At 65.4% G+C, this 11,804-nt stretch carries 9 protein-coding genes and 2 pseudogenes; 1 reads left to right on the plus strand and 10 read right to left on the minus strand.

Annotated elements, in window-relative coordinates; translation table 11 throughout:
* Positions 1–15: 15 nt before the first annotated feature.
* Genes ACRCUN_RS15745 through ACRCUN_RS15755 form a run of 3 tightly spaced genes read right to left on the minus strand, consistent with a single transcriptional unit; the run spans position 16 to position 2,497 of the window.
* Positions 16–1,041 carry a heme-dependent oxidative N-demethylase family protein gene (locus ACRCUN_RS15745; protein WP_462142556.1) on the minus strand — a complete coding sequence of 342 codons (1,026 nt, stop codon included), beginning with the start codon at positions 1,039–1,041 and terminating at the stop codon, positions 16–18.
* A complete protein-coding gene (locus ACRCUN_RS15750; protein WP_462142557.1) occupies positions 1,038–1,973 on the minus strand; it encodes a PDR/VanB family oxidoreductase in 936 nt (311 codons plus the stop codon). Before ACRCUN_RS15750 ends, ACRCUN_RS15745 begins: the two co-directional genes overlap by 4 nt.
* Positions 1,970–2,497, minus strand: coding sequence for a dimethylamine monooxygenase subunit DmmA family protein (locus ACRCUN_RS15755; protein WP_462142558.1), 528 nt, complete (start codon positions 2,495–2,497; stop codon positions 1,970–1,972). Before ACRCUN_RS15755 ends, ACRCUN_RS15750 begins: the two co-directional genes overlap by 4 nt.
* Positions 2,498–2,619: 122 nt before the next feature.
* Between ACRCUN_RS15755 and ACRCUN_RS15760 the strand changes: the two genes are divergently transcribed.
* Positions 2,620–3,768: an FAD-dependent oxidoreductase gene (locus ACRCUN_RS15760; RefSeq protein WP_462142559.1), complete on the plus strand. Its 1,149-nt coding sequence runs from the start codon at positions 2,620–2,622 to the stop codon at positions 3,766–3,768.
* A gap of 3 nt (positions 3,769–3,771) precedes the next feature.
* Here the strand turns inward: ACRCUN_RS15760 and ACRCUN_RS15765 are convergent.
* From ACRCUN_RS15765 to ACRCUN_RS15795, 7 genes and pseudogenes are all read right to left on the minus strand, one after another.
* A pseudogene (locus ACRCUN_RS15765) lies at positions 3,772–4,140 on the minus strand (transglycosylase family protein); the annotation flags it as partial.
* A 323-nt stretch (positions 4,141–4,463) separates the two neighbouring features.
* Positions 4,464–4,697, minus strand: a pseudogene (locus tag ACRCUN_RS15770) (transglycosylase family protein); the annotation flags it as partial.
* Positions 4,698–5,827: 1,130 nt separating this feature from the next.
* Positions 5,828–6,391 carry a molybdenum cofactor guanylyltransferase gene (gene mobA, locus ACRCUN_RS15775; RefSeq protein ID WP_462142642.1) on the minus strand — a complete coding sequence of 188 codons (564 nt, stop codon included), beginning with the start codon at positions 6,389–6,391 and terminating at the stop codon, positions 5,828–5,830.
* Positions 6,392–6,416: 25 nt separating this feature from the next.
* Positions 6,417–7,502, minus strand: a complete 1,086-nt coding sequence (locus ACRCUN_RS15780; RefSeq protein ID WP_462142560.1) for a 2-oxoacid:ferredoxin oxidoreductase subunit beta — start codon at positions 7,500–7,502, stop codon at positions 6,417–6,419.
* Positions 7,499–9,439: a 2-oxoacid:acceptor oxidoreductase subunit alpha gene (locus tag ACRCUN_RS15785; RefSeq protein ID WP_462142561.1), complete on the minus strand. Its 1,941-nt coding sequence runs from the start codon at positions 9,437–9,439 to the stop codon at positions 7,499–7,501. Before ACRCUN_RS15785 ends, ACRCUN_RS15780 begins: the two co-directional genes overlap by 4 nt.
* Positions 9,440–9,792: 353 nt before the next feature.
* A complete protein-coding gene (locus ACRCUN_RS15790) occupies positions 9,793–10,617 on the minus strand; it encodes a PfkB family carbohydrate kinase (RefSeq protein ID WP_462142643.1) in 825 nt (274 codons plus the stop codon).
* A 133-nt stretch (positions 10,618–10,750) separates the two neighbouring features.
* Positions 10,751–11,755 (minus strand): LacI family DNA-binding transcriptional regulator, encoded by a 1,005-nt coding sequence (locus ACRCUN_RS15795; protein ID WP_462142562.1) that lies wholly within the window; start codon positions 11,753–11,755, stop codon positions 10,751–10,753.
* Positions 11,756–11,804: the final 49 nt, after the last annotated feature.

The following is an 11,804-nucleotide window of genomic DNA, read 5'->3' on the forward strand; positions in this document are numbered from 1 at the left end:
CGAACACGCCCCCGGTCACGTGGCCGGGGGCGTGTTCTGTTGCGCTGCTTGATGTGCCGCGAGCCAGGCCACCACACGGTCGCGATAGCCGATGATGCCCTTGTAGTCGGCCATATCGTCGGGAAGGTCCGACAGCACCGCGGCCAGCCGGTCTCGCCAGGGCGCCACGGTGACGAGGTCGGCCAACGGCAACATGTAGGTGCGTATCAGGAAACAGATCGCGCCGGACTCGGGCAATCGGATCAAATGCTGCAGCTCGACACGCAGATGCACGAGCCGGCCGAAGGTTTCGTCGTCGACCGTGCCGATCATCGGCCGGTCCGGACCCCACTCGTGGTACCGCTCGGTTGACACGTCGAGGCGCCGTCCGATGGTGAGCGTCCAGTTGGTGCGGCGGTAGATTTCGTTGGGCTGCATACGCATGAGAAACTCGCGGGCTCGGGTGATGACCCCGGTTTGACGCAGCCTCGGCACCGGTCCGTGAATCTCCAGGAACGTCATGCCGACGTCGAAACCGAACGACCAGTCGGCGGCGAACGTCACCACGCCCGCGTCACCGAACAGATCGTCGTCACGCTGGTCGAGCAGCACGATGTCGTCCTGTACTTGGCCGGCGATGTAGGCCAACGGCTCTGCGGGAAGGGATGACTCGTCCCCGACGACGAAGTCCTGGGCGATTCCGAGCCGGTTGTTGCGCCAGTGCCAAACCGATCCATTCGTGGTCAGCGACATGATGTCCGGGTAGGAGGTGGCCATCTCGCGCATCAGCACCAACATGGCGTCCCAGCAGGCGGCGCGCATATGTGGCAGTACCGCATAGCGTGTCGGATCCGCGGCCAATATCCGTGCCCGTTCGGCCAGTTCGTGCTCGTACTCGCTGTCGATGTCGACGACGCGGTCACCCCAACGCCCGACAGGTGTGACCACGGCGCCGCCGGCCGGCTCGACATTGGTGCTGTAGCGGTACCTATCGCTCGGGAACGGAAACGGAAAGGTCGCCAGCAGATCGGGAGCCGATACAGGTACGGGTGTCACGGTCACAGGGCCAACTCCAATCGGTTGCCTGCGGCACGGGATACACAACTCATCAGGGCATCTCCCCGTTGTTTCTCGGTGTCGGTGAGGAACAGGTCACGGTGCAGGATGCGACCGCCGGAAACGGGAATTCGACATTCGCCGCATACCCCTTGCCTGCACAGGTTCGGAATGGCGTGGCCACGGCGTTGGAGCGCCTCCAGTAGTGAGACACCCGATGGCACCGTGAACGTCTCTCCGGTGCCTGCAAGGCCCACCTCGAACGGCTCGCCCGCGTCGAGCGCTTCGACCCCGAACCGCTCCAGGTGAATTCGGCTGTCGGGCCAGCCCGATGCCCTCGCCTCCGAGATCACCTCTTCCATGAAACGTGTTGGGCCACAGACATACAGGTGCGTTCCCATCGGTTGGCCGGCCAACACGGCGACGAGCTCACCGTGGAACTTCGCCCGGTCGGTGAAGATCTGGACATCACCGCAGAGCCGGTCGATCTCGTCGAGGTAAGCGCCTCGGCCTTTTCGGTGGATGTAGAGCAGTTGCACTTGCCGACCCCATCGTTGCGCAGCACGCAGGTGCGACACCATCGGGGTGATTCCGATGCCCGCGGCGATCAGCACGTGACGGCGCGCTCTGAGCACCGGAGCAAAGGCACTGCGAGGGGGCCGGACCGTCAGCCGGTCGCCGACGGACAACGCCTCATGCATCCAGCGTGAACCACCGGATCCGTCCGGGCACAACAGGACTGACACGACATAGCACGCAGGCGACATTCCGTCACCGGTCAGGGAATAGGCATTGGTCACGCCCCCGCAGTCGATCACGATGTGGCTGCCCGGCGGATAAGACGGCAAGGTGCCGCCGTCGGCCCGCGCCAGACGTACAGTCCGCACCTGTGGCACGCTGTCATCGATGCCGACGACGGTCAGCTCGAGGTCGCTCACGACGCCACCGCCTCCGAGTGCTGTTCGGCGTCGGCCATGAAGCCGAGATGCGCGCCCTGGCGGCGTGAAACGTGGTAGTAGACAAGGAGCGTACGAGCGCATCCGGCACAGCGCAGCGTTGACTCGAGGTCGACTGCCGCAGTGGTGACGGCTCGGCAGTGCACACACTGCACGTCTCGGGTCGCGACTTCGGTACTGGCGATTGTCATCTCATCGTCGGCGACGCCGCGTTCGAGCGCACAGGCGCGAAGCCGCAGGCATGCGTTGGCCGGGCCCGCGATCATCAAACGCCAGCCGACGACCGCTGAGGCGAGATCGCCGGCCAGCGCCGCGCGGGCCTCTTCGTCGGTCGTGACCCGGTGCACGGTCGGCTCGACCGGTAGTTGCGTGGTCCACACCGACACGACGTCGTCGGCCGAGCCGAAAGCGATGATCGTCCAAGACCGCCCGGAGCGATCGGCGTCGGGCAATGTGATGGCGGTAGCCCATGGCGGCACGCTGGTGAGATTTAAAGCAGGTTTCATGCAGCCTTCCCGAGCAATGGACACCTGGGGTTAACTCGTTTCGCTGACAGGAAACCACCGCTTCGTTTCCGCGCTGTGAAGCGAACGTCTCAAGCGGTTGACGCACCGAATACATTCGACCGATGGTCGAATCGATCCTCGTCATCGGTGCCGGCATCACCGGATTGGCCACGGCTGTCGCGTTTCAGCAACGCGGGTATGACGTGTGTGTGGCGGAGGCCCGTACCGACACCAGGCCCGGTGCGGGAATCAGCATCTGGCCGAACGCATTGGCAGCGCTCGATGAGATGGGACTGGGCGACGCGGTGCGCAGCGCGGGCGGGCGGGTCACTGCGGGTGCACTTCGGTGGCACGACGGCACGTGGCTGCGGCGGCCGGCTTCCGAACGTTTCACCCGCGCCCTCGGCGAGCCGCTCGTCGTGATCAGACGAGCGGCATTGACCGACATCCTCACCGGGGCGCTGGTTGCCGGAACAGTTCGTAACGAGTTGACGGCTCGCGACGTCGCTGTGACGTCCTCCGGTGTGCGCGTGACGTTCACCGACGGCTCGGTTCGCGAGGCGACCGGTCTGGTCGGCGCCGACGGCGTCGACTCGGTGGTCGCCCGCCACCTGAACGGTCCACTGCGCAAGCGCTACGCCGGGTACACCGCCTGGCGGGGTGTGGCCGACTATCCCCTTGATCCCGAACTGTCCGGCGAGACGCTGGCGCCCGGCCTCGAAGTAGGACACGTTCCGATGGGCGGTGACTACACCTATTGGTTCGCCACCGAGCGTGCGCCACGCGGCCAGACCGCACCCGAGGGCGAGCTGGCCTACCTTCACCGGATCTTCGGCTCGTGGGCAGAGCCGATTCCCACGCTGCTGGCCGCCGCGGATCCGGCCGAGGTACTTCGCAACGACCTCTACGACCGGGTGCCGGCCAGCTGTTGGGCCAGCGGGCCCGTGGTGATCGCCGGGGACGCCGCGCACCCGATGCGCCCACATCTGGGCCAGGGCGGATGTCAGGGTTTGGAGGACGCCGCGACCTTGGGCGCGCTGGTGACGACAACGCCCGAGCTGACGACGGCGTTCGCACGGTTCACCGAAGTACGACGCCGCCGCGTGATGGCGATCGTGCGGGAGTCACGGCTGATCGGCCGGATCGTGAACCTGCGACCCGCCGTGCTCAGCGCCGCCGCGAGCCGCGCCACGGTGCTGGTCCCCGAGTACGTACTGACTCGACACCTCGCCTCGATTGCGGCGCGCTCGGCCTTCAAGCCGGCGCGATGAGCCTCAGCGCCCGAATACTCCGAGGGGATTCAGCAGCGTCGAGCAGAGTCGGCGAAGGTCGAGGATGCCGAGCACGGCCCCGGGCCGAACTGCCTGACACCCTGAACCGGCCGCCAGCGCGCCCCACACCGCAGGAGCGCCCGCTGCCGCACCGCACCTGGGCCAGGCGCCGAGCCCCTGCGTGCGTAGCACGTTCTCGGCAACCCGGATCTGCTCTTCGCGCGGCGCGGTCGCGGGTGAACCGATCCCTCCGTGCGCGGCCCACGTGGATTGTTTGAACTGCAACCCGCCATAGTGGCCATTCCCCGTGTTGGTGGACCAATTGCCGCCCGACTCGCAGGCGGCGATCGCATCCCAGTTCACGGAGTCGGCGCGGGCCGTCGCGGTCGACAGGGCCATGGGCCCCATCGCGAGCGCCCCGGACAGCGCCGTGATCAACACACTCCTCGTCATCGCCGTACGGATGTTCTTCATCGCGGTCCTTCCCCGACCTTCGACACCAGGACCGCGGAACAAACGTCGGTCACAATCCTGCAACCGTGCGGTCACTAATAGGTTCGTGTGACCAACCTCACGCGTTACACAGGAGGCTGAAGTTCTTCCGGAGACTGGAGTAACCCGAGAGCTTCATGAGGAAACAGAAGCGGTGCCGGGCAATGCCCGGCACCGCTTCTGAACAGAGCTTTTGTGGTGCCCTAGCCGCGCTTCCCGCACACCGGCCATGCGCCGATGCCCTGGGTGTTCAGGACCTTCTCGGCCACGCGGATCTGCTCCGCGCGCGAAGCCTGATGCGGCATGCCCGAGCCACCGTGCGAACGCCAGGTACCCAGGTTGAACTGCAGGCCGCCGTAGTAGCCGTTGCCAGTATTGATCGACCAGTTGCCGCCCGACTCGCATGCCGCGACGGCATCCCAGTTAACGCTGTCCGCATTGGCGGTGCCGGCACCCAGCGCCACCGGAGCCACAGCGAGCGCCCCGGCGATGATGCCAAGCCCAAACGTCTTGCGGATGTTCTTCACTTCGTTCCTTTCGCCAAGCGCGCGCCATCGACACCCGCTCACGCGGGTGTGGCTACCTGAAACAGGCAGGAGGGGTTGGTCCGTGCCGTCTCGGTCAGGCACGGAAGGGGGAGCAAGAAACGCCCAGCCGGGTGTCAGACCCGACGCCCGCGCAGCGCATTCGCCGCCGCGGCCCACTCACACGCAGGTTCTTGGGTTTGAAATTGTTTTGCTCCGTTCGGAGTCGTTAGGGACCGTACAAAGGTCTCGAACAGAAGTCATATCGATCTACGAGCGATCGCGGAAAGATCACGGACAGATAACGAGACGATGAGAGAATCGTTTATGCAGGTCAGCTCGCGATTTCAGCTTGACGCTGATCTAAACCTTACCGCGTCAAATAGTGAGGCAGCTCACGCGATTTTTGTGACGCCGGACACTTCATTTGGATCCCCCATAGGCCGCCACCAGTGTTCGGACACCAAACACGCAGGTAGATGCCATCGACAGGTGTCATCGTGCGCCGAAATCGTTCGCTGTCCGCAGCCAGACGCAGGCAGGATTCGTCATTCGGTAACAGTGTTGGCGGAGAACAACTTTCACATTTCGTCAGCCGAGCGCATGCCTTCCCCTACCTCCCGCCGATACGGTCTGGACAGCCAGAAGATCGACGGAATCAACTGCGCTGCAGCATGTTTGGTGGCAATGAGCACCGACGGGTGCGCACCGAGATAGCCCCACGACCGTGTCGGCCGGGCATCTGGGACGCACAAAGGCACTGGTCAGAACTGTTTTGACCGACTAACGAAATGAACTCCGACCTTTGTCGGCAACCGTTTCGGCTTCACGCTCGCGCGCATCATGAGTCAATCATCAACGCATTCAACAGATCTCGCCCTGTCACCCTGCCGGCTGAAAGGACCCGTCAGGGATGGCACTTCGAACTCCACTTTCCTATTGACACCGGAATAGCGGGATAAAGATCTCGAAACGATAAATTCAGCCTCGCACGACACTGAATTCGAAATTTGCTGGGATAGCTGTGAGAAATTCCCGCCGCATCACGGAAGGTCGGCGGAGCTGTTGACATTGGTGAGGGCGCGTTGCGGCGCCATGACGATCCGCTGGGTGTCGACGGATTCGGCCAGCGACCGCATACTGCGCTCCCCCGCATTCACGTGTGCCGAGATCGCGTCGGTCAGCCGCGTGCGGTAGATACCCGCCAGATAGTGGTCGCGCCCGTCCCAGGGCAGCACGATGTCGACAGGTAATCGCACCGCGGGCCCAACAAGCTCGTCGATCAGGTCCGCAGAGAGATACGGCATGTCGACCGCGCACACGAAAGCCAGGTCGCGTCCCGCTTCCGCGGCCGCACGCAGACCGCGGCCGGTCGCCACCAGCGGACCGACGCCACGCACTTCGTCACGCAGCACCTGCGCGGTCAGTTGTGGAAGCGGTTGGCCGGGTGCGGCGATCACGAAGACGGGCGAACATCGGACGCTGACGGCCGCGACGACCCGCTCGACCAGCGTCGAACCGTCGAACGGCAATGTCGCCTTGTCGCGCCCCATTCGGCGCGAGGCACCGCCCGCCAGCACGACGCCGGCGAGCGGGATGGAAGTCAGGTCCTTCTGATCAGGCCGATCAGCGTCACTCTTCGACGGTCCAGGTGTCTTTGCCACGCAGCAAGGATTGCAGAGCGGCGGTGTCATGGGGCTTCGATTCGATCGCCGTGTTGACCTGCTCACGCGCGGCATCGTCATAGGTCGGGCGATTCACCTGGCGGAAGATGCCCATGACCATGTGGTCGAGGTTCTGCTCGCTCAGGCGCGACAGCGCGAATGCGTACGCCGGATCGTCGACTTCTGCGTTGTGCACGACGATCTCGCTGGCGGCGACATCGGCGGTCTTGGCGACCTCCAGGCCGTAGCCGGACTTGACGACGCAGTACTCACCGTCGGCGCCGAAGGTGATCGGCTCGCCGTGCGTGACGTTGATCAGCCGCTCCTCGGCGCCTTCCTTGCGAAGAGCGTCGAAGGATCCGTCGTTGAAGATCGGGCAGTCCTGCATGATCTCGACCAGCGCCGCGCCGCGATGCGCCGCGGCACCCCGCAACACCTCGGACAGGCCCTTACGGTCGGAATCCAGCGCCCGGCCGACGAAGGTGGCTTCAGCGCCCAGTGCGAGCGACACCGGGTTGAACGGGTAATCCAGCGACCCCATCGGGGTGGACTTCGTGATCTTGCCGACCTCCGAGGTCGGCGAGTACTGCCCCTTGGTCAACCCGTAGATCCGGTTGTTGAACAGCAGGATCGTGATGTTGACGTTGCGGCGCAGCGCGTGGATCAGGTGGTTGCCGCCGATCGACAGCGCGTCGCCGTCACCGGTCACCACCCACACCGACAGATCCGGCCGGGCCAGTGCCAGACCGGTGGCGATCGTCGGCGCACGCCCGTGGATCGAGTGGAAACCGTAGGTCTCCAGGTAGTACGGGAAGCGGCTGGAGCAGCCGATGCCACTGACGAACGCGATGTTCTCGCGCCGCAACCCGAGCTCGGGCAAAAAGTTCCGGATGGTGTTGAGGATGACGTAATCACCGCAACCAGGGCACCAGCGGACCTCCTGGTCGCTGGTGAAGTCCTTGCCCTTCTGCGGCTGGTCGGTCTTGGGCACCAGGCTCGTCTTGTTCAGGCCAGACTCGGTCAGTCCCAGATCTGCCCCGATGAGGTCAGTCATGCGTTCGCTCCCACAGTCTCAGTCTCGATGGTGGCGGCGGCCAACCGCGCGAACTTCGCCTTGTCGCTTTCCTTCTCGGCCAGCGTCCCGTCCAGTGCCGCGTCGATGATGCCTTCGACCTCATCCGCCAGGAATGCCATGCCCTCGACCTTGGTCACCGACTGGACATCGACCAGGTACTTGCCGCGCAACAGCAGCGCGAGCTGCCCCAGGTTCATCTCCGGCACCACGACGTTCGGGTAGCGCCGCAAAACGTCGCCGAGGTTGGCCGGGAACGGGTTGAGGTGCCGCAGGTGGGCTTGTGCCACCTTGATGCCCTTGCGCCGGGCGCGCCGGCAGGCCTCACCGATCGGGCCGTAGCTGCTGCCCCACCCGAGCATGAGCAGTTCGGCGTCGCCGCTCGGATCGTCGACCTCGAGGTCGGGCACCGAGATGCCGGCGACCTTCTCCTGGCGCAGCCGAACCATCAGGTCGTGGTTCTTGGGCTCGTACGAGATGTTGCCCGAACCGTTGGCCGCCTCAAGACCGCCGATGCGGTGTTCGAGGCCGGGCGTACCCGGGACGGCGAACTGCCGCGCCAGCGTTTCGGGATCGCGCGCATAGGGCTGGAACGGCTCGCCTTCCTTGGCGAACGTGTGCTCGATCGGCGGATAGCTGCTCACGTCCGGGATCCGCCACGGTTCCGAGCCGTTCGCGACGGCACCGTCGGACAGGATGATGACCGGGGTGTGGTAGTTCACCGCGATACGCGAGGCCTCGACGGCGATGTCGAAGCAGTCCGACGGGGACCGCGGCGCGAGGACCGCGACCGGCGACTCGCCGTTGCGCCCGAACAGCGCCTGCAGCAGATCGGCCTGCTCGGTCTTGGTGGGCAGACCCGTGGACGGGCCACCGCGCTGGACGTCGATGACGATCAGCGGAAGCTCGGTCATCACGGCGAGGCCGATTGCCTCCGACTTGAGCGAGACACCGGGACCTGAGGTGCTCGTGACACCCAGCGCGCCGCCGTACGACGCACCGATGGCGGCGCCGATTCCCGCGATCTCGTCCTCGGCCTGGAACGTGAGGACGTTGAAGTTCTTGTGCTTGGACAGCTCGTGCAGGATGTCGCTGGCCGGCGTGATCGGGTACGTGCCGAGCACGACCTGGATGTTCGCGAGATGACCGGCTGTCACGATGCCGTAGGCGAGCGCCGTGTTGCCCGAGATCTGGCGGTACTCGCCGGACTTGAGCTTGGCAGGCGAGACCTCGTAGGTGGTCGCGAACGCCTCGGTGGTCTCGCCGTAGTTCCATCCCGCGCGCAACGCCAGCACGTTGGCCTCGGCGACGTCGGGCTTGCGGGAGAACTTCTCGCGGATGAAGGTCTCGCTGTGCTCGAGCTCGCGTCCGTACATCCAGGACAGCAGGCCGAGCGCGAACATGTTCTTCGCGCGCTGGCCATCCTTCTTCGTGGCGCCGATGGCCTCGACCGCACCGAGCGTCAGCGTCGTCATCGCGACGGACTGCACTACATAGTCGGACAGCTCGTCGGTTTCCAGCGGGTTGGCGTCATAGCCGACCTTGGCGAGGTTGCGCTTGGTGAACTCGTCGGAGTTGGCGATGATCAGCCCGCCGCGCGGAAGATCGGAGACATTGGCCTTGAGTGCGGCCGGATTCATCGCGACCAGGACATCCGGGCGGTCGCCCGCAGTGAGGATGTCGTAATCGGCGATCTGGATCTGGAACGACGAGACCCCCGGCAGCGTGCCCTGAGGGGCGCGGATCTCGGCCGGGTAGTTCGGTTGCGTGGCAAGGTCGTTGCCGAACAGCGCGGCCTCCGACGTGAACCGGTCACCGGTCAGCTGCATACCGTCGCCGGAGTCACCGGCGAAGCGGATGACGACCTTCTCAAGTTTCTGCCGCGGCGCGGCGCCAGTGCCGTTGCCGTTCTCACCCACGGCTCCCGCCTTTCACGCGTTCTTCGGCCCACGTTTCACCGCTGTGTACAACGGCGCTTCCATACGACGCGCCGCCGGATCAACGTCCACCAAATTTTGATGTCACTACCAGTACCGATTATTGCACTGTTCTTAGGCTCCACTTCACCGCCGCCGGGCTTGACACGCGGGCGAGTTGTCACCGAAGGCGCTGTTCACTGACGTGAAGACGGCCGGTTTGAGACACAAGTGTGGTTTTCGTCACGTTTAGGAGAATGTCATTCTCTAAGGAAAAGCCTACCCGTCAGTAGCGCACGGCTAGCACCCACGGAACAAACTTGACATGTGTCGAGTTTTGCTCGCGCGACCTGCGGTTACACGCGGTCGGCCGACCCCACGTGTACGCGTTTGTCCAACTCGTGCGCGACCAGCGCGCTGGCCGATTCCGCGGCGCGGCGCGGGTCGGCCCCGGCGGCCCGGTGCGCGACATAGCAGGCGGTGAACATGTCGCCGGCGCCCGTCGTCTGCACACCGAGCACTCGCCAGGCGGCCGGGACACGAAGGACCGTGCCGTCGACGTAGATGTCGCATCCTTCGGATCCGTAGGTCACCAGAATCTCGGGCACCGCGAGGCGCTGCGCGGTCGACGCGTCGAACGGGCCGTCGGCGACGATGACGGCCTCGTCCTCGGCGAGTTTGAGGATGTCGAGATGGGCAAGGAGATCGGCCGGGAAATGCCGGTCCTCGACGAGCGGTCCCAAGCGATCGGCCCGCACCAGCCCCTGCCCGTCATATGCGACGCGGTGCCCGCGTGCGGACAGGGCGGCGAGCGTCTCGGCCGGGAAGTCCGTCCGCAGCAGCGGAGCGAGGTGCACCCACGTCGTGACGGGGTCAGCGGAGTCGATGTCGGCGGGGGTCCACACCGGGCCGATCGCCTCGACTCCCATATGGCGATGGTCGGTGTCGTCGTAATCGAGGCTGAACGAACTCGTCACGCCCGACGGCAGGATCTGGACCAGTGAGCCGAACCGCTCAAGCAGGGGATCGAACAGCGCGTGGTCGTCCTCGGCGCCCATCGCAACGATCCGGCCCGCGCCACCGGCAGCTTGTAGCGCGACACCCGCGAACGACGCACAGCCACCCGGGCTCGGCGCGGCTCCGTCGATGATGTCGATCGCCAGGTTGCCGAGCACGGTCACGCCCGGGACTAACTCTCGCGGCATGAATGAGTCCCCCGGTCGCAATCGGTCACAGTCTGGCGGCGGTCCACACACACCCATGTGGCCGTGGGGCGAAATGGTAGCTGGAGAAGCTGCGAGCGCGTCGAGGTAGTCACGCGGGCAGGTTGTACGGGGTGATCACTTGGATGGGTGCCGGACGGACGGGTTCGGCCGGTAGCGCGCCGTGTTCGTGCAGGATCAACCGCATCGCCAGCCGTGCGTCGGCACGCAGATCGTTGTGCAACACCACCGAGATCCGGCCATCGCGCAGCAGTCTGCGGTTGTCGGCATCGAGATCGTGGGCGACAAAGACCTTGCAGGGCCGACCGAGCTTGTCGAACGCCGAAACCGTGGCCAGGTTGCCACCGCCCGGCGAATAAACGGCCTCCACCGACGGATGGCGCTGCAAAGCGTCGAGGACGAGCCGCTCGTTGGTTGCGTCGATCCCGTCGCTGTCGGTCACCTCGACGACGGCGCGACCGGAACCCCGCAGTCCCGACCGAAAACCCACCTCGCGCTCCCCCTCGCCGCGGAAGACCGTTCGACTCAGGGTGATCAGGACTCCCGACGGGGCCGGGCCGAGCCACTGCTCGATCAGATACGCCGCCGTCACCCCGGCACCGTGGTTGTCGATGCCGACGTAGCCACAGCGTGCGCTGGTCGGGATGTCGGTCGTGTACGTGACCACCGGGACACCCGCACCGACAAGATGGTCGACCGCCTCGGCGACCTCGGGCTCGTCGGCCGCCTTGAGCACCACACCGTGGCTGCTGCGGATGCGCGCCAAGGTGTCGACCATCTGTGCGGTTGACCCCGATTCCCACAGGTGAAACCGTGCCCGCAACATGGCCGGCGCAAACGCGGGCAGCTCGGCTTCAACGGCCGCCCGAAACGCGTCGGAGAACCGCTGCGGCGTCTGCATCACGACGTCGATCAGGTAGCGACGGCCGTTGAGCCGCAATTGCGCCCGCTGCTTGTCCAGATCCGCGATCGCCTGGCGCACCTCGCCCCGGGTGTTCTCACGCACCCCGGGGCGGTTGTTGAGCACCCGGTCGACGGTCGCCTCGCTCAAACCGCACTGCTGCGCGATCTCGCGAACCTTGTACCGGTGCGCCATCGACTCTCCTTCCTCCGGCGAGCGCGAAGATGGTGATGGGTTTTTGATG

Source organism: Mycobacterium venezuelense (genome assembly GCF_054919535.1).